The 18,020-nt window shown below is 54.4% G+C and carries 20 protein-coding genes; 14 read left to right on the plus strand and 6 right to left on the minus strand.

The features are described 5' to 3' along the window. The first annotated feature begins 1 nt into the window (after position 1). Both aaeB and ACMYSP_RS15035 read left to right on the plus strand, forming a co-directional pair. Positions 2 to 1,969, plus strand: coding sequence for a p-hydroxybenzoic acid efflux pump subunit AaeB (gene aaeB, locus ACMYSP_RS15030; RefSeq protein ID WP_434582871.1), 1,968 nt, complete (start codon positions 2 to 4; stop codon positions 1,967 to 1,969). Positions 1,970 to 2,123: 154 nt separating this feature from the next. Then, positions 2,124 to 2,399 carry a barstar family protein gene (locus tag ACMYSP_RS15035; protein WP_434582873.1) on the plus strand — a complete coding sequence of 92 codons (276 nt, stop codon included), beginning with the start codon at positions 2,124 to 2,126 and terminating at the stop codon, positions 2,397 to 2,399. 49 nt (positions 2,400 to 2,448) lie between these two features. Here ACMYSP_RS15035 and yhcN-B read toward each other — a convergent pair whose 3' ends face one another. The 3 genes from yhcN-B to argR all read right to left on the minus strand — a co-directional run bounded on the left by yhcN-B (position 2,449) and on the right by argR (position 3,904). Continuing rightward, entirely contained in the window at positions 2,449 to 2,715 is a 267-nt protein-coding gene (gene yhcN-B / locus ACMYSP_RS15040) for a DUF1471 family stress response protein YhcN-B (RefSeq protein WP_123756927.1), read from the minus strand. Positions 2,716 to 2,817: 102 nt separating this feature from the next. After that, positions 2,818 to 3,081: a peroxide/acid stress response protein YhcN gene (gene yhcN, locus ACMYSP_RS15045; RefSeq protein ID WP_434582875.1), complete on the minus strand. Its 264-nt coding sequence runs from the start codon at positions 3,079 to 3,081 to the stop codon at positions 2,818 to 2,820. Positions 3,082 to 3,433: 352 nt separating this feature from the next. Beyond that, a complete protein-coding gene (argR, locus tag ACMYSP_RS15050; RefSeq protein WP_041147448.1) occupies positions 3,434 to 3,904 on the minus strand; it encodes a transcriptional regulator ArgR in 471 nt (156 codons plus the stop codon). Positions 3,905 to 4,319: 415 nt separating this feature from the next. Between argR and mdh the strand changes: the two genes are divergently transcribed. Then, a complete protein-coding gene (gene mdh, locus ACMYSP_RS15055) occupies positions 4,320 to 5,258 on the plus strand; it encodes a malate dehydrogenase (RefSeq protein WP_434582877.1) in 939 nt (312 codons plus the stop codon). 58 nt (positions 5,259 to 5,316) lie between these two features. Here the strand turns inward: mdh and degS are convergent, their stop codons facing one another. The 3 genes from degS to zapG all read right to left on the minus strand — a co-directional run bounded on the left by degS (position 5,317) and on the right by zapG (position 8,402). Continuing rightward, a complete protein-coding gene (degS, locus tag ACMYSP_RS15060; protein WP_434582878.1) occupies positions 5,317 to 6,375 on the minus strand; it encodes an outer membrane-stress sensor serine endopeptidase DegS in 1,059 nt (352 codons plus the stop codon). 87 nt (positions 6,376 to 6,462) lie between these two features. Further along, positions 6,463 to 7,830, minus strand: a complete 1,368-nt coding sequence (gene degQ / locus ACMYSP_RS15065) for a serine endoprotease DegQ (protein ID WP_434582879.1) — start codon at positions 7,828 to 7,830, stop codon at positions 6,463 to 6,465. A 173-nt stretch (positions 7,831 to 8,003) separates the two neighbouring features. After that, positions 8,004 to 8,402 carry a Z-ring associated protein ZapG gene (gene zapG / locus ACMYSP_RS15070; RefSeq protein ID WP_434582880.1) on the minus strand — a complete coding sequence of 133 codons (399 nt, stop codon included), beginning with the start codon at positions 8,400 to 8,402 and terminating at the stop codon, positions 8,004 to 8,006. Positions 8,403 to 8,592: 190 nt separating this feature from the next. On the opposite strand from zapG, the gene zapE reads away from it, so the two are divergent. The 11 genes from zapE to nanQ all read left to right on the plus strand — a co-directional run bounded on the left by zapE (position 8,593) and on the right by nanQ (position 17,963). Then, on the plus strand, positions 8,593 to 9,720 hold the full coding sequence (gene zapE, locus ACMYSP_RS15075) for a cell division protein ZapE (protein ID WP_434582881.1): 1,128 nt from the start codon (positions 8,593 to 8,595) through the stop codon (positions 9,718 to 9,720). Positions 9,721 to 10,010: 290 nt separating this feature from the next. Next, the gene (rplM, locus tag ACMYSP_RS15080; protein ID WP_123756283.1) at positions 10,011 to 10,439 is read left to right on the plus strand and encodes a 50S ribosomal protein L13; all 429 of its coding nucleotides are present in this window, start codon (positions 10,011 to 10,013) and stop codon (positions 10,437 to 10,439) included. A gap of 15 nt (positions 10,440 to 10,454) precedes the next feature. Further along, positions 10,455 to 10,847, plus strand: a complete 393-nt coding sequence (gene rpsI / locus ACMYSP_RS15085; protein WP_003025138.1) for a 30S ribosomal protein S9 — start codon at positions 10,455 to 10,457, stop codon at positions 10,845 to 10,847. Positions 10,848 to 11,159: 312 nt separating this feature from the next. Beyond that, on the plus strand, positions 11,160 to 11,798 hold the full coding sequence (gene sspA / locus ACMYSP_RS15090) for a stringent starvation protein SspA (protein ID WP_123756284.1): 639 nt from the start codon (positions 11,160 to 11,162) through the stop codon (positions 11,796 to 11,798). 3 nt (positions 11,799 to 11,801) lie between these two features. Continuing rightward, on the plus strand, positions 11,802 to 12,296 hold the full coding sequence (gene sspB / locus ACMYSP_RS15095) for a ClpXP protease specificity-enhancing factor (RefSeq protein ID WP_434582883.1): 495 nt from the start codon (positions 11,802 to 11,804) through the stop codon (positions 12,294 to 12,296). Positions 12,297 to 12,429: 133 nt separating this feature from the next. After that, positions 12,430 to 13,212, plus strand: a complete 783-nt coding sequence (nanR, locus tag ACMYSP_RS15100; protein WP_434582884.1) for a transcriptional regulator NanR — start codon at positions 12,430 to 12,432, stop codon at positions 13,210 to 13,212. A 140-nt stretch (positions 13,213 to 13,352) separates the two neighbouring features. Further along, a complete protein-coding gene (gene nanA / locus ACMYSP_RS15105; protein ID WP_434582885.1) occupies positions 13,353 to 14,255 on the plus strand; it encodes an N-acetylneuraminate lyase in 903 nt (300 codons plus the stop codon). A gap of 145 nt (positions 14,256 to 14,400) precedes the next feature. Further along, entirely contained in the window at positions 14,401 to 15,888 is a 1,488-nt protein-coding gene (locus ACMYSP_RS15110; protein WP_434582886.1) for an MFS transporter, read from the plus strand. A gap of 49 nt (positions 15,889 to 15,937) precedes the next feature. Then, positions 15,938 to 16,627 (plus strand): N-acetylmannosamine-6-phosphate 2-epimerase, encoded by a 690-nt coding sequence (locus ACMYSP_RS15115; RefSeq protein ID WP_434582887.1) that lies wholly within the window; start codon positions 15,938 to 15,940, stop codon positions 16,625 to 16,627. Continuing rightward, entirely contained in the window at positions 16,624 to 17,499 is an 876-nt protein-coding gene (gene nanK / locus ACMYSP_RS15120) for an N-acetylmannosamine kinase (protein WP_434582888.1), read from the plus strand. The genes ACMYSP_RS15115 and nanK overlap by 4 nt, the downstream gene beginning before the upstream one ends. Next, a complete protein-coding gene (gene nanQ, locus ACMYSP_RS15125) occupies positions 17,496 to 17,963 on the plus strand; it encodes an N-acetylneuraminate anomerase (RefSeq protein WP_434582889.1) in 468 nt (155 codons plus the stop codon). The genes nanK and nanQ overlap by 4 nt, the downstream gene beginning before the upstream one ends. The last annotated feature ends 57 nt before the right edge of the window (positions 17,964 to 18,020 follow it).

Consider the following 18,020-nt stretch of genomic DNA (forward strand, 5'->3'; position numbering starts at 1 on the left):
CATGGGCATCTTCACCATTGCATCCCGGCACCTTCGCTTCGCGATTAAATTAGCGTGTGCGGTCGTGTTGGCGCTGTTTGTCGGCTTCCACTTCCAGCTGGAAACCCCACGCTGGGCTGTACTGACCGCGGCGATTGTGACCGCCGGACCTGCGTTTGCAGCCGGAGGAGAACCTTACTCGGGCGCTATTCGCTATCGCGGCATGCTGCGTATTGCCGGGACCTTTATCGGTTGTATCGCCGCCCTGACCATTATTATTTTGATGATCCGCGCACCGCTGCTGATGATGCTGGTGTGCTGTTTGTGGGCGGGATTTTGTACCTGGATCTCCTCGCTGGTACGGGTTGAAAACTCCTACGCCTGGGGGCTGGCAGGCTATACCGCGCTTATCATTATTATCACTATCCACACCGATCCGATGCTGGCGCCGCAGTTCGCCGTTGAACGATGCAGCGAGATTGTCGTGGGTATTGTCAGCGCGATCATTGCCGACCTGCTATTTTCCCCGCGTTCGATTAAGAAAGAGATCGATCTGGAGCTGGATAATCTGCTGGTCGATCAGTACCGGCTGATGCAGCTGTGCGTGGCGCATGGCGATAGCGAAGTGGTCGATAAAGCCTGGGGGGCGCTGGTGCGCCGGACCAGTGCGTTGGAAGGGATGCGCGGTAACCTGATTATGGAGTCTTCGCGCTGGGCGAAGGTCAACCAACGGCTGAAGGCGATCAATACCATCTCGTTAACACTGATTACCCAGGCCTGTGAAACCTACCTTATCCAGAACTCGCGCCCGGAAATGGTGACCGATGATTATCGTGAGCTGTTTGCTGAGCCGGTAGAAAGCGTACAGGACGTCCACCGGCAGCTGAAAAGAATGCGCCGCTTTCTGACCTGGAAAGGGGAACACAATACGCCGGTGACGATCTACAGCTGGGTAGGCGCCGCGACGCGTTATCTACTGCTGAAGCGCGGGGTGGTGGGCAATACCCGAATCAGCCGGATTGAAGATGACGTGCTGCAGGGCGAAGTCGTGGTGAAGGCGGGATCCGCTGAACACCATCATGCGATGGTCAACTTCTGGCGCACCTCTATTTCCTGCATTCTCGGCACGTTGTTCTGGCTGTGGACTGGCTGGACTTCAGGTAGTGGGGCGATGGTGATGATTGCGGTGGTCACGTCGTTGGCCATGCGGCTGCCTAATCCGAAGATGGTGGCAATTGACTTCCTGTATGGCACGCTGGCAGCTTTACCGCTCGGGGCGTTGTTTTTCCTGGTGATTATGCCTGCCACGCAGCAAAGCATGCTGTTGCTGTGTCTCAGCCTGGCGGCCATGGCATTCTTTATTGGTATTGAGGTCCAAAAACGGCGGTTGGGGTCGTTGGGGGCGCTGGCGAGCACTATCAACATACTGGTTCTGGACAACCCAATGCAGTTTCAATTCAGCCAGTTCCTCGATAGCGCGCTAGGGCAGATCGTCGGTTGTTTCCTGGCGCTGATGGTGATTCTGTTAGTGCGGGATAATTCGCAAGCGCGTACCGGACGCGTGCTGCTTAATCAGTTTGTGTCGGCTGCAGTTTCATCGTTGACGACCAGCACTGCGCGGCGCAAAGAGAACCATCTTCCTGCGCTGTATCAGCAGCTGTTCCTGTTGTTGAATAAGTTCCCTGGGGACATCGCTCGCTTTCGCCTGGCGTTAACGCTGATTATCGCCCATCAACGACTGCGGGATGCCCCGGTGCCGGTGAACGACGATCTGTCGGCGTTCCACCGTCAACTGCGGCGTACTGCCGATCATGTGATGTCCGCCAGTAACGATGATAAACGGCGTCGCTATTTCGCTCGCTTGTTAGAGGAGCTGGACGTTTATCAGGAAAAGCTGCAGCTCTGGGAAGCCTCACCGCAGGTGACCGAACCCGTTCGAAGGCTGGTGGAGATGCTGCGTAAATACCAGCAAGCCCTCACCAACAGCTAACCCTCTGAACCGACGCCTGAAGCGTCGGTTTTTTTATCACTATACTTAAGCGTCGAGGACGTTTACGTTCTGTACAGGAGAGCGGGTGGAAAACCCGGCGCAGAAAGAGTATCGGGACGGGTGACAATGGCGCGATATTGACAGGGTGCGGGAGATGACTATCTATACCTTTGATTTCGATGATATAGCCGAACAGCAGGATTTCTATCGTGAATTCTCACGGACTTTCATGCTCAATCGTGACAAGGTGAATAATCTGGACTCATTGTGGGAAGTCGTCACAGGAGGACTGCTGCCGTTGCCGCTGGAGATTGAGTTTATTCACTTGAGTGATAAGCAGCGTCGGCGCTTTGGGGCGTTGATATTGCTGTTTGATGAAGCGGAAGAAGAGCTGGAAGGGGAGCTACGCTTTAACGCCAGACAGGCATAAAAAAGCCCCCGACAGGCGGGGGCAAGTCGTCGGAATAGACGACGAGGGTTTATTTGTACAACTCAGCTGTAGCGTGCCAGCTATCGCCGGTACGGGCTTCAATAATGCGGTAGCTGCTTGCGCCTTCTTTCTCGGCTTTCGCCGCTAGTTCCTGACGCATATCCATCGGGGCGCTGCCTACCTGAGAAACAGACACGGTACCCATAGATTGCAGATTTTGAGCTTGCTCCGCGCTGACCTGATTCACGGCGGCATTCGCGCCGAAGGAGAGAACGGAAGCCAGGCCCAGGGATGCGATGATCATTGCACTTTTCATAATCTTTACTCCAACCGTAATGTTGCAGCGGCGGGAGGTGTCTTATGAACCTGGGCCGCTGGGAATATTCGTATTCAGTTAATAACCGACAATCGTTAAATCTTATTTATAAAGCTCAGCCGTTGCGTGCCAGTGGTCACCGGTGCGGGCTTCGATAATACGGTAGGAAGAAGCACCTTCTTCCTGAGCTTTCTGGTTCAGCATTTCATGCATATCCATCGGGGATGCGTTCACCGCGCCGACGGAAACAGTGCCGATTGACTGACGGCCTTGCGCCTGCTCGCTATTAATCGAGTCAGCGGCGAAAGCGCCAAAGGAGAGAACCGACAGAATGCTGAGTGCAGCTACAGTTGTTTTGATTTTCATGATGTTCACCTCGTCGAATCTTATTATTGAGGGCTCTTCGTTTCGTGACCCTCATCACAAAATCAAGTATACACTAATCACCGAAAATATTAATACCTTGCTAATTGTTTTATGAGTAAATAATTGCAAGGAATTGTCGTTTTTATAACGTATAAGTATTAGGAATGTCATTTTTTCGCCATGGTCTGGTGTTATAGCGAATAAAATCATATGGATAGGCGGATTTGATATTTTGTGCGTTTTAGACGCTGTCATTCGGTAAAGGAATGTATAGAGGCGGAAAACCACACTTAATGTTAAAGAAATGCTGCGTTTTTGAATGACCCCCTGGCGGGCGCCAGAGGGAAGGGGCTTACAGTTCTTGTTCGAACAGCACCAGAATCGCGTCATGCAGATCTTTGACGGTAAAACCTCTGGCCGGGGTGGTAAAGATGGTGTCATCACCGGCAATACTGCCAAGAATGCCTTCCGCTTTGCCGAGGGAGTCCAGCAGACGGGCAATCAGCTGCGCAGCACCCGGGCTGGTATGAATGACCACCACGGCATCGTTATAGTCGATATCGAGGACCAGGTTTTTCAGTGGGCTGGAGGTGGTCGGGACGCCGAGCTCGGCAGGCAGGCAATAGACCATCTCCATCTTGGCGTTCCGGGTACGCACCGCGCCAAATTTTGTCAGCATGCGGGAGACTTTCGATTGGTTAATATTATCGAAACCTTCTTCCTGCAGCGCCTGAACAATCTCGCCTTGAGAGCTGAACTTTTCTTCTTTAAGCAGCAGTTTAAACGCTTTAACCAGTTCTTCTTGTTTTGCCGAACTTCGCATAAGTCACCCAAATTATGGTGGTAAAAACAACATCATTATGCATAGGAATGAATTTTTATGCAAATAATCCGCAAGGGGATAAAGTAAATAATGTTATGAAGGGGGCATATTTTAGCAAATAACCCTGCGAAGGAACATGCCTTCATCACAGCCCGTAAATCGCTGTAAAAGTAAATTAAATGTTATGAGAATGATGTTGTTTTGCCGAGCGGGCTGGGTGTATTGTAACCAATAGTCGATCCGGTAAAGCATGATGCCGGGTAGTCACGCTCAAGGATGAAAATGCGAAGCTGATGCATCACTGCGCAACAGTCCGCATTATTCAACCATACTGATTGTAATTGTTTATCTTGTGAATTAAGGTCCAGGCGACGGAATAACGAAAGACGATATTAACCATAATAAGGAGTTTAGGATGAAAGTTGCAGTCCTCGGCGCTGCTGGTGGAATTGGCCAGGCGCTTGCCCTACTACTTAAGACCCAACTGCCTTCAGGTTCAGAACTCTCGTTGTACGACATTGCTCCGGTCACACCGGGCGTGGCGGTTGATCTTAGCCATATCCCTACCGATGTGAAAATTAAAGGTTTCTCCGGTGAAGACGCCACTCCAGCGCTTGTCGGGGCGGATGTCGTGTTGATTTCTGCTGGCGTAGCCCGTAAGCCAGGCATGGATCGCTCCGATTTATTTAACGTTAACGCCGGCATTGTGAAGAATCTGGTACAACAGATTGCGAAAACCTGCCCGCAGGCCTGCATCGGTATTATTACCAACCCGGTGAATACCACGGTGGCCATTGCGGCAGAAGTGCTGAAAAAAGCAGGCGTTTACGACAAGAACAAACTGTTTGGCGTGACCACGCTGGACATCATCCGTTCGAACACCTTTGTGGCTGAGCTGAAAGATAAATCAGCATCAGATATCGAAGTCCCGGTGATTGGCGGCCACTCCGGTGTGACGATCCTGCCGTTACTGTCGCAGATTGCGGGCGTGAGCTTTAGCGATCAGGAAGTTGCCGACCTGACAAAACGTATCCAGAACGCCGGCACCGAAGTGGTGGAAGCAAAAGCCGGTGGCGGCTCGGCGACGCTTTCGATGGGCCAGGCGGCCGCACGTTTCGGCTTGTCCTTAGTTCGGGCAATGCAAGGCGAAAAAGGGGTGGTGGAATGTGCTTACGTGGAAGGCGATGGTCAGTACGCGCGCTTCTTCTCCCAGCCGTTGCTGCTTGGTAAAAATGGTGTTGAGGCGCGTCAGCCGATCGGCAAGCTCAGTGCATTTGAACAGCAGGCGCTGGAAGGGATGCTGGATACGCTGAAGAAAGATATCGCTATGGGCGAAGATTTCGTCAACAAGTAAGCGTGTGATGGATTAAAAAAACCGGAGCCAGCGAGTCGCTCCGGTTTTTTTATGTCTGCTAGTTGGTCGCCGGGTATTCCTGAACGGCAATATGCAGAGTGATCTTCTTGTCATCACGCATAATGATCACCGGAATTTCTGATCCAGGGCGGATTTCCGCGACCTGATCCATAGTCTCAAGTGCGGAGACGGCCGGTTTATCATTCACGGAGACGATGACGTCATTGGCGCGGATCCCGGCCTGCGCTGCCGGGCCATCCGGAGCAACATCATTGACCACAATCCCTTGCAGCTGATCCATCCCACCGCCCTGCGCATGCAGTGGGGCAATCTCACGACCGCTGATGCCGATATAGCCGCGGATCACCCGACCATCGCGGATAAGCTTATCCATAATTTTGGTGGCCAGCTGGAACGGAATGGCAAAGCCGATCCCTTCAGGGGTTTCGCCATCATTGCTTTTATCAAATGACAGCGTGTTGATGCCCATCAGCTCGCCCAGCGAGTTTACCAGCGCGCCGCCGGAGTTACCGTGGTTAATGGAAGCATCGGTCTGCAGGAAATTCTGACGCCCGGTGGGGTTCAGGCCAATACGGCCGGTGGCGCTGATAATACCTTGGGTAATCGTCTGCCCAAGGTTATAGGGGTTACCAATCGCCAGCACCACATCACCAATATGCGGTACCCGTTTAGGGTTGATCGGGATAACTGGCAAGCCGGAGTTGGCGTTAATCTTCAGGACGGCAAGATCGGTCAGCGTATCAGAACCCACCAGTAACGCTTCGAAGACCCGGCCATCCTGTAGGGCAACGATGATCTGATCGGCATCATTGATAACGTGCTTATTGGTAAGAATGTAACCGCGCTGATCCATGATGACGCCGGATCCCAGAGTGAGCTGATTATGGCTGGTGCCATTCAACGCGCGGTTATAGACATTCACCACCGCCGGTGCGGCACGGCGGACGGCTGGATTATAGCTGGCGGGCGATTCGTCCGCGCTATCGTACTGGGTGGTCGTCGACAGATGCCACTGACGCAAAGAAGGCATCGCGGCGAGCAGCAGGCCCCCGACGATCAAACCGATGAGTACAGAACGTAATAACTTTCCAGGCATGATGCAGATATCGTTAATGGATAGACATGCGCAGCATAGCACGAGTTATCCGGACATCGCACGGCAGGCGATGTCCGGAACCCCGCATTAACGCAGCAGCAGATAAATGCTTTCGTTCCCGCGCATGACGTTCAGTGCAATGACGGCCGGTTTACTCTCCAGCACTTTACGCAACTCGACGATGGACTGGATGCGTTCGCGATTCAGGCCGATGATCATGTCATCTTTATGCAGGCCAACCTGGGCCGCAGGACTTCCTTTCTCTACGCTATCGACGGTGACGCCTTTCGTGCCGTCTTTCATTTGTCCGTCACTGAGCGATGCCCCCTGGAGGGCCGGAATGATGAGATCGGCGCTGGCGGTCGAGGACGTACTTTTATCCAGCGTCACTTCAACGTCCAGCGGCTTCCCTTCACGTAGCAGACCCAGCTTCACTTTGGTGCCCGGCTCCGTTGTGGCGATCCGCGAGCGCAGTTCAGCAAAGCTGTTGAGTGGTTTGCCATTCATGCTGACAATCACGTCGCCAGACTTCACACCGGCTTTGGCCGAACCTGAGTTCGGCAGGACTTCGCTGACGAAAGCTCCGCGCTGAGCGTCGATGTTCATCGCTTTGGCGATATCTGCGCTCATTTCCATGCCTTTTATACCCAACAGGCCGCGTTTGATTTCGCCAAACTGGATCAGCTGCTGGGCAAGGGTTTGCGCCATGTTACTCGGAATGGCAAAGCCGATACCGACGCTGCCACCGCCCGGCGCCAGAATCGCGGTATTGATACCAATCAGTTCGCCGTTGAGATTCAGCAGTGCCCCGCCAGAGTTACCGCGGTTAATGGAGGCATCGGTCTGGATAAAGTTTTCGAGCCCTTCGAGGTTCAGCCCGCTGCGGCCCAGCGCCGAGACGATACCGGAGGTTGCGGTCTGGCCAAGGCCAAACGGGTTGCCGACGGCCACGGCGAAATCGCCGACGCGCAGCTTATCGGAGTCAGCGATGGCGATTTGCGTCAGATGGCTGGGTTTCTGGATTTGTAATAATGCGATATCGCTCTGGTCGTCACTGCCGACCAGCTTCGCGTCAAACTCACGACCATCGTTAAGCTGAACGCTGATTTTCTGCGCCTGACTGATCACGTGATTGTTGGTCAACACATAGCCTTTTGCGGCATCGATGATGACGCCGGAGCCGAGGCCTTCAAAAGGCTGAGCCTGCTCCTGTGGCACATTGTCGCCAAAGTACTTTTTCAACTCTTCCGGCATATTTTGCGCAGGCGCAGCGGTCCCTTCGACCTGTACGCTCACCACCGCTGGCAGCACTTTTTCTAACATGGGGGCAAGGCTTGGCAGCGCGCCCTGGCCGGGAATCTGGGTGGGTAACGATGCCATAGCCGTAGGTAAAACCGACAGCGATAACCCGATGCTTAACGCTAACGCACTCAACAGCAAAGTCTGTTTCTTCATCTGATGCTGGCTCTCGTAACCTGAGGTGTATGGAAATGCGTCCCGAATGGTCTGATGTTATTGAATTTTTGACCCGCTAACAATGCGGTCAATGTTTAAATAATAGCTGGGATGCAGGGTTGAGACGGGCGCAGGGAACGCGCCCGGATAATATTTTTGCGGTCAGGGGGAGATTAGTCGCGTTTTGCTCCGCCGCGCAGCAGGCCGGACGCGCCATCAGAATAGTCACGCGGCATCTGGACCGGCGCCTGATCGTTACCGGCTTCAGATTCAGCCAGACGATTGCGGAACGGGTTGGCGTCCGCCATGGTGTCTGGCAGCAGGTTGCTGGAGCTTTTTGCCATATGCTGATACAGCTGGCGATAGTCATCGGCCATGTTATCCAGCAGTTCTGCACTGCGGGCAAAGTGGCTGACCAGCTCTTCACGATACTCTTCAAGCTCTGTTTTATTCTTTTCCAGCTCGAACTGCAGCGCCTGTTGTTGGCGTAATTTGCGGTTGCCAAAACGCATGGCGACGGCACCGATGATGATACCGACAACTAGCCCAATTAGCGCATATTCCCAGGTCATGTACATCTCCCGTTGTTTTGTGGTTCCGTAGGGTGGCTGTAAGGCTCTCCGCCTGCGCCCGATAGTGCCACTATAACCGCTAATTCCACAGAAGTGGAATCCTGGCGTATCATCGCGTAGTGTAGAACGGCCTTTTTTTCGTCAATCGTGAGCTTCAGCATTACGGTTTTCAAGGAATAACAATTAGATCATGCAAAGCCTGTCCCCAACATCGCGTTACCTTTTCGCTCTCAAAGAGGGCAGCCATCAACCCGACGATGTCCAGCAAGAAGCGGTGAGCCGCCTTGATACCATCTATCATGAACTGCAGAATAAACCCGTTCCGGTACCGCAAAGCGGCGGTTTGCGGGCAAAATTCGGCAAATTGCTAGGCAAACGTGAACCTACTGCCGATACCGCCGCGGTGCGCGGCCTCTATATGTGGGGAGGCGTAGGGCGGGGCAAAACCTGGCTAATGGATCTGTTTTACCAAAGCCTGCCGGGAGAGCGTAAGCAACGTCTGCACTTCCACCGCTTTATGCTGCGTGTGCATGAGGAACTCATTACCTTGCAAGGGCACAGCGATCCGCTTGAGATCCTCGCTGACCGCTTCAAGGCGGAAACCGACGTATTGTGTTTCGATGAGTTTTTTGTCTCCGATATTACCGATGCGATGCTGCTGGGCGGCCTGATGAAAGCGCTGTTTGCCCGCGGGATTACGCTGGTGGCGACCTCGAACATTCCGCCGGATGACCTGTACCGCAACGGGTTACAGCGTGCTCGCTTCCTGCCCGCCATCGAGGCGATTAAACAGCACTGTGACATTATGAACGTCGATGCCGGTATTGATTACCGCCTGCGTACCTTAACCCAGGCGCATTTGTGGCTGTCGCCTCTCAATACGCAGACCCAAGAGCAGATGGATAAACTGTGGCTGGCGCTGGCGGGGGCCAAACGCGAGCAGACGCCGACGCTGGAGATTAACCATCGTATGCTGCCGACGCTTGGCGTCGAAAACCAGACGCTGGCGGCCTCGTTTGCCACGCTGTGTGTGGATGCGCGTAGCCAGCACGATTACATTGCGCTCTCGCGCCTGTTCCATACCGTGATGCTCTTTGACGTCCCGGTGATGACCGGGCAGCTGGAGAGTGAAGCCCGGCGTTTTATCGCGCTGGTGGATGAATTCTACGAGCGCCACGTCAAGCTGGTGGTCAGCGCCGCGGTTCCGCTACATGACATTTATCAGGGCGAACGTCTGAAGTTTGAGTTCCAGCGTTGTTTATCGCGCCTGCAGGAAATGCAAAGCGAAGAGTATTTGAAACGCCCGCACATGCCCTGATTGATAACCTTTCCCTCATACCTGGTTGCCTGAGGGAAAGGGAGAAGAGCGCGGTATGATACCGGCGAAAAAACCTGCTTCTAATCACATAAAGGGGTCGACCTTTGTTCCCGACTTCTCTATAATCTTGCGACCCCACGTTACAAGAAGGTTTTTTTCCCAAAACTTTCTATAGTGCCGGCATAGGCTATTCGAAGGGGTAGGTTTGCTGGACAATGTCGCGTGAACCTCAACTGACTAAACGTTTGGGTGTTCACCAACGTGTAACTTATTATTTGGGTAAGCTTTTAATGAAAACTTTTACAGCTAAACCAGAAACCGTACAGCGCGACTGGTATGTTGTTGACGCGACCGGTAAAACTCTGGGCCGTCTGGCTTCTGAACTGGCTCGTCGCCTGCGCGGTAAGCATAAAGCGGAATACACTCCGCACGTAGATACCGGTGATTACATCATCGTTCTGAACGCAGAAAAAGTTGCTGTAACCGGCAACAAGCGCGAAGACAAAATGTACTATCATCACACCGGCCACATCGGTGGTATCAAAGAAGCGACCTTTGAAGAGATGATTGCCCGCCGTCCTGAGCGTGTGATTGAAATCGCGGTTAAAGGCATGCTGCCAAAAGGCCCGCTGGGTCGTGCTATGTACCGTAAACTGAAAGTTTACGCTGGTAACGAGCACAACCACGCGGCACAGCAACCGCAAGTTCTTGACATCTAATCGGGATTATAGGCAATGGCTGAAAATCAATATTACGGCACTGGTCGCCGCAAAAGTTCCGCAGCTCGCGTTTTCATCAAACCAGGCAGCGGCAAAATCGTTATTAACCAGCGTTCTCTGGAACAGTACTTTGGTCGTGAAACTGCCCGCATGGTAGTTCGTCAGCCGCTGGAACTGGTCGACATGGTTGAGAAACTGGATCTGTACATCACTGTTAAAGGTGGTGGTATCTCTGGTCAGGCTGGTGCGATCCGTCACGGTATCACCCGCGCTCTGATGGAGTATGATGAGTCCCTGCGTGGCGAACTGCGTAAAGCTGGTTTCGTTACTCGTGATGCTCGTCAGGTTGAACGTAAGAAAGTCGGTCTGCGTAAAGCACGTCGTCGTCCTCAGTTCTCCAAACGTTAATTGTTTTCTGCTCACGCAGAACAATTTGCGAAAAAACCCGCTTCGGCGGGTTTTTTTATGCAGAAATCTGGCCTTTTACCTCAGCAAATCACCTGTTCTTACCACTTTTTCAGCATTTCCAGAATCCCCTCACCACAATGCCTTCAAGATCTGGTAAACTATCATCCAATTTTCTGCCCAAATGCTGGTGATCGTTCATTTTTGTGATTTTACCCAAACGAGAATGACGTCACGCTACTGGGGTTTTTACATCTGGCCAATCCTGTGTGATTGGTAGCAGTACAAAAATTCTGAATATACCTGGAGGTTTTCATGGCTGTCGCTGCCAACAAACGTTCGGTAATGACGCTGTTTTCTGGTCCTACTGACATCTATAGCCACCAAGTCCGCATCGTGCTGGCAGAAAAAGGTGTTAGTTTTGAGATAGAGCACGTGGAAAAGGACAATCCACCTCAGGATCTGATTGACCTCAACCCGAATCAAAGCGTACCTACGCTGGTGGATCGTGAGCTCACTCTGTGGGAATCCCGCATCATTATGGAATATCTGGATGAGCGTTTCCCGCACCCACCGTTAATGCCGGTTTATCCGGTTGCGCGTGGAGAAAGTCGTCTGTACATGCAGCGCATCGAAAAAGACTGGTATTCACTGATGAACACCATTCAGACCGGCACCGCTGCTCAGGCCGAAACCGCGCGTAAACAGCTGCGCGAAGAGCTGCAGGCGATTGCACCTGTATTCACTCAGAAACCTTACTTCCTGAGCGATGAGTTCAGCCTGGTTGATTGCTATCTGGCACCGCTGCTGTGGCGTTTGCCTGTACTTGGCGTAGAAATTATTGGTGCCGGCGCGAAAGAGCTCAAGGGCTATATGACTCGCGTCTTTGAACGTGATTCCTTCCTCGCTTCCTTAACTGAACCCGAGCGTGAAATGCGACTCGGTCGAGGCTAACCGATGGATGTATCGCAGCTAACGCCGCGTCGCCCGTATTTACTGCGGGCGTTCTATGAGTGGCTGCTGGATAACCAGCTGACGCCACATCTGGTTGTAGATGTGACATTACCAAACGTACTGGTACCGATGGAGTACGCGCGCGATGGGCAAATCGTCCTGAATATTGCGCCGCGTGCCGTGGGTAACCTGGAACTGGCTAATGACGAAGTGCGTTTCAACGCGCGCTTTGGCGGTGTTCCGCGCAATGTTTCCGTGCCGATGGCTGCGGTACTGGCTATCTATGCCCGTGAAAACGGCGCCGGTACCATGTTCGAGCCTGAAGCAGCTTATGATGAAGACGTCACGACGTTGAATGATGACGACGCATCGGTAGGCATTGAAAACGAGACGGTTATGTCGGTGATTGACGGCGACAAGCCGGATAATCATGACGATGACCCTGACGATACGCCACCACCACGCGGTGGCCGTCCGGCGCTACGCGTCGTAAAATAATCATCCAGCAGGTTTATGGATGCCAGATTGCAGGCCCTTCGGGGCCTGTTCTGTTATCGACGCCGCCCACGCAGTATTCTTGTGGTAAGATGATTCAGTCGTCACTTGCTGTCACACATCACACATGGTCCCTATGAGCGCATTTGATCCCCAGACAGAAGAAACCTCGTCCACCATCGGTAGTAGCCTGCACCGCCGTCCTCTGGCACGTAAAAAGCTCTCTGAAATGGTAGAGGAAGAGCTCGAGAATATGATCCGCCGCCGTGAGTTTGCTGAAGGCGAGCAACTCCCGTCTGAGCGTGAGCTGATGACCTTTTTCAACGTTGGTCGTCCTTCTGTGCGCGAAGCGCTGGCCGCTCTAAAGCGCAAAGGCCTGGTGCAGATTAGCAACGGCGAACGCGCTCGCGTCTCCCGGCCTTCCGCCGACACCATCATTGGTGAGCTGTCGGGGATGGCGAAGGACTTCTTGTCTCACCCTGGCGGTATCGCCCATTTTGAACAGCTGCGCCTGTTTTTTGAATCCAGCCTGGTTCGCTATGCCGCGGAACACGCCAGTGATGAGCAGATCGATAAACTGGGGCAGGCGTTGAAGATCAACAGCCAGTCGCTTGATGACAATGCGCTGTTCATCCGTTCTGACGTGGAATTCCATCGGGTGCTGGCGGAAATCCCTGGAAACCCGATCTTTATGGCAATCCATGTCGCGCTTCTGGACTGGCTGATCGCTGCACGGCCGAAAGTCCCCGAGCACGCGTTGCACGAACACAATACCGTCAGCTACCAACAGCATATCGACATCGTCGAAGCTATTCGGCGTCGCGACCCCGATGAAGCCGATCGCGCCTTACAAAGCCACCTCAATAGCGTTTCCGCGACCTGGCACGCCTTCGGCCAGAAAAAACACACCACAAAATAAGCCAGACGATCGTCAGGATCGTTGTTTAGTGAAGCAGATCGCATAATAAGCGTTCTGTATGAGGTTACCGCGTAATCTGTCTGGTATAACAGGTATAAAGGTACATCGTTAATCACGGACAATATCACTACGAGGTATATATGGCGGTCAATTTACGTGGGGTAATGGCGGCGCTGCTTACGCCGTTCGACGGGCAACAAAAGCTGGATACTCAAAGTCTGCGCCGGCTGGTGCGCTTTAACCTGAGTCAGGGCATTGACGGGTTATATGTTGGCGGCTCGACTGGCGAGGCTTTCGTGCAAAGCAGCGTGGAGCGCCAGGAAGTACTGGAAATCGTGGCCGAAGAAGCAAAAGGGAAAATGACGCTGATTGCCCACGTCGGCTGCGTCAGCACGCTGGAAAGCCAGCAACTGGCCCGGGCCGCGGACGACTATGGTTACGATGCCGTCTCCGCCGTTACTCCGTTTTACTACCCCTTCAGTTTTGAAGAGCACTGTGCTCACTACCAGGCCATTATTGATTCGGCTAATGGTTTACCGATGGTGGTCTACAACATTCCGGCACTGAGCGGCGTTAAGCTGCCCCTCGAGCAGATCAACACGCTGGTGACCTTACCGGGTGTCGGCGCGTTGAAGCAAACCTCGGGCGATCTCTTCCAGATGGAGCAGATCCGCCGCGCACATCCCGATCTGGTGCTTTATAACGGCTATGACGAGATCTTTGCCTCCGGCCTGCTGGCGGGAGCCGACGGCGGGATCGGCAGCACCTACAACATTATGGGATGGCGTTATCAGGGGATCGTGCAGGCGCTGCGGACGGGCGATATCGCAAAAGCGCAGAGTCTACAAAGCGAGTGTAACAAGGTCATCGACCTGCTGATCAAAACCGGCGTGTTCCGTGGCCTCAAAACGGTCCTGCATTATATGGACGTGGTGGCGGAGCCGCTGTGCCGTAAGCCGTTCTCCCCGGTTGATGAGAAATTCCTGCCGGAGCTGAAGGCGCTGGCGCAGCAGCTGCAGGAGGAAAAAGCGCAACTGGGTTAAGACGCACGCGAGCCCCGCCGTATTACGCGAGCGGGGATATTCCCGGCCACAGGGCGGGTAACAACACTGTCTGTATCGGGTGTGATGCGAACGACATCCGGTATTAAAAGCCAAGCGTGGGTCTGACCCATCGCGGGAGAGTAAAATGAGTACAACGACCCAGAACATCCCGTGGTATCGCCATCTCAACCGGGCACAATGGCGGGCGTTCTCCGCCGCCTGGCTGGGATATCTGCTTGATGGTTTTGATTTTGTCTTAATCGCCCTGGTCCTGACGGAAATCCAGGGTGAGTTTGGCCTGACTACCGTTGAGGCCGCCAGCCTGATTTCCGCCGCCTTTATTTCTCGCTGGTTTGGCGGGCTGATGCTGGGCGCAATGGGTGACCGCTACGGACGCCGGCTGGCAATGGTCACCAGTATTATCCTGTTTTCTGTCGGTACGCTGGCCTGCGGCTTTGCGCCAGGTTTTACCACCATGTTTATCGCCCGACTGGTGATTGGGATGGGCATGGCGGGAGAGTATGGTTCCAGCGCGACCTACGTCATTGAAAGCTGGCCAAAGCAACTACGCAACAAAGCCAGCGGCTTTTTGATCTCCGGTTTCTCCGTTGGGGCAGTGATCGCAGCACAGATTTACAGCCTGGTGGTACCGGTCTGGGGCTGGCGCGCGCTCTTTTTCATTGGCATCGTGCCGATTGTTTTTGCTCTGTGGCTACGTAAGAACATCCCGGAAGCCGAGGACTGGAAAGAAAAGCATGAAGGCCAGGCACCGGTCCGCACGATGGTGGATATCCTTTACTGCGGAAAGCATCGGGTTATCAATATCTTTCTGACTATGGTGGCGGCGACCGCGTTGTGGTTCTGCTTTGCAGGCGAACTGCAAAATGCCGGCATTGTGGTACTACTGGGACTGATCTGCGCGGCGATCTTTATCAGCTTTATGGTGCAGAGCAGCGGCAAGCGTTGGCCAACCGGGGTGACGCTGATGGTCGTGGTCCTGTTCGCCTTTCTCTATTCGTGGCCGATCCAGGCACTTTTGCCCACCTATCTCAAAACGGAACTCGCATATGACCATACCACCGTGGCCAATGTGCTGTTTTTCAGTGGCTTTGGCGCGGCGGTGGGCTGCTGCGTGGGCGGTTTTCTCGGCGACTGGCTGGGCACGCGCAAAGCCTATGTCTGCAGCCTGCTGGCATCCCAACTGTTGATTATTCCGGTCTTTGCTATCGGCGGCACAAACGTGTGGGTGTTGGGCTTGTTACTGTTCTTCCAGCAGATGCTGGGGCAGGGGATCTCCGGGATCTTACCAAAACTGATCGGCGGTTATTTCGATACCGATCAACGCGCTGCCGGCCTGGGCTTTACCTATAACGTCGGGGCATTGGGCGGGGCGATCGCGCCGGTTCTTGGGGCGCTGATCGCACAACGGATGGATCTGGGCACCACATTGGGATCGCTGTCGTTCGGGTTAACGTTTGTGGTGATCTTACTTATCGGTCTGGATATGCCCTCCCGCGTGCAACGTTGGATCCGCCCGGAAGCGGTACGTACCCATGATGCGATTGATGGTAAGCCGCTGAGCGGTGCGGTGGCATTCGGTGCCAACAAAAGCAGATTACTGAAAACCAGGTAGCCGACGCCCGGCGCTGATGCCGGGCCATGACAGATATCAGGGAGTTATTATGTCTTTGCTTGAACAACTGGATCGCAGCATCGAGATCAACGGCGGGTTAATTGTCTCCTGCCAACCGGTTCCCGGAAGCCCGTTGGATACACCAGAGATTGTTGCCGCGATGGCGCTGGCGGCTGAGCAGGCCGGCGCGGTGGCATTGCGCATTGAAGGGGTGGCGAATCTACGTGCAACCCGCGCCCTGGTGGCGGTGCCGATTATCGGCATTCTGAAACGCGACCTCGAGGATTCTCCGGTACGCATCACCCCGTTCGTAGAGGATGTAGATGCCATCGCTCTGGCGGGCGCAGATATTATTGCCATCGACGGCACCCAGCGTACACGTCCGGTGGCGATTGAGGCGCTGCTGGCGCGGATCCATCAGCATAACAAGCTGGCGATGACCGACTGCTCCTCCGTTGAGGATGGCCTGTTCTGCCAGCGACTCGGGGCGGAGATTATTGGCACCACAATGTCGGGTTATACCACGGCGCACACGCCGGACGAGCCGGATCTGGCCCTGGTTCAGGCGCTTCACTCGGCAGGCTGTCGGGTGATTGCAGAAGGGCGTTACAACACGCCTGCTCAGGCGGCAGAGGCGATACGTCAGGGGGCGTGGGCGGTGACCGTCGGTTCCGCCATTACCCGGCTGGAGCATATCTGCGGGTGGTACAACACAGCGCTGAAAAGGGCGGTGCAATGACAACGCTGGCGATTGATATTGGCGGCACCAAGCTGGCTGCTGCGCTGATTGACGGGGAATTTAACATTCTCGAACGACGTGAAATGCCGACCCCGGCGAGTCGGACTTCCGAAGCGTTAGCCGCTGCGCTGGCGACGCTGGTGGGGCCGCTTGCCGGGTGCGCGACCTGTTTTGCTATTGCTTCAACCGGCATTATTCAGGACGGTATCTTAACGGCGATTAATCCGGCGAACCTCGGCGGCCTGGCCCGCTTCCCTGTGCTCGATTGTTTGTCCGGCCTGACCGGGCTCCCGGGCATCGCGATCAATGATGCGCAGGCCGCGGCGTGGGCGGAATATCACGCGCTGGCAGAGAAAGTGGGGGAGATGGTCTTTCTCACGGTCTCAACCGGCGTTGGTGGCGGGATCGTTAGCCATGGCCGACTGCATACCGGTCGCGGAGGCCTGGCCGGTCATTGTGGCCATACGCTGGCGGATCCTGACGGGCCTGCTTGTGGCTGCGGTCGGCGGGGCTGCGTGGAAGCAATCGCCTCCGGGCGCGGTATCGCTGCGGCGGCTCGTGATGATCTGAGTGGCCTGGATGCCAGGGCGATTTTTGCCCTGGCCAGCGAAGGACATCTGCAGGCGCAGGCTCTGATCCAGCGTTCGGCACGCGCGCTGGCGCGGCTGATTGCCGATCTTAAAGCGGTCACGGACTGTGACTGCGTGGTGGTTGGCGGCAGCATCGGCCTGGCCAGCGGTTATCTGCCGCTGGTGATGGAATATTTATCACAAGAGCCCGCGGTCTATCAGGTTCCGCTGCGGGAAGCCCGTTACCGACATGATGCGGGGCTGTTGGGTGCGGCATTATGGGGACAAGGAGCAATGAGATGATTTTTGGTCATTTACAGCAGCCTCTGCCGGCCGGGTTACCGACGGCGCTGTGGCGGGCTATTGCGCTGGCACAAGCTCACGACCTGGGCAATAAGGCGCCGGGCAGCTATGAATTACAGGGCGACAACGTGTTTATGAACGTCATGCAGTTCACTACCGGCGTCCCTGAAGAGAAAAAAGCCGAACTGCACATGCAGTTTATCGATATCCAGATTTTGCTGTCCGGAACGGAGCGGATTTATTATGGTGCGACAGGCTCAGCCCGCGAGTGCGAGGATGCGCAGGTTGCAGAGGATTATCAACTGTGCCAGCGCATTGCCGGGGAGCAGGTGCTGACGCTCCAGCCGGAGATGTTTGCGGTATTTATGCCCGGAGAACCGCATAAACCTGGTTGCCAGGTGACGCTCCCTGCCGACATCAAAAAAGTGGTGATTAAGGTTCGCGCCGATTTGCTGCTGCCATAAAAAAGCCCGTGGGTGAAGACCCACGGGCATTGTCTTTCTGCCCGGATAAGTTCGTTA

The organism is Klebsiella sp. R390, from assembly GCF_051131745.1.
Taxonomy (GTDB): Bacteria; Pseudomonadota; Gammaproteobacteria; order Enterobacterales; family Enterobacteriaceae; genus Klebsiella.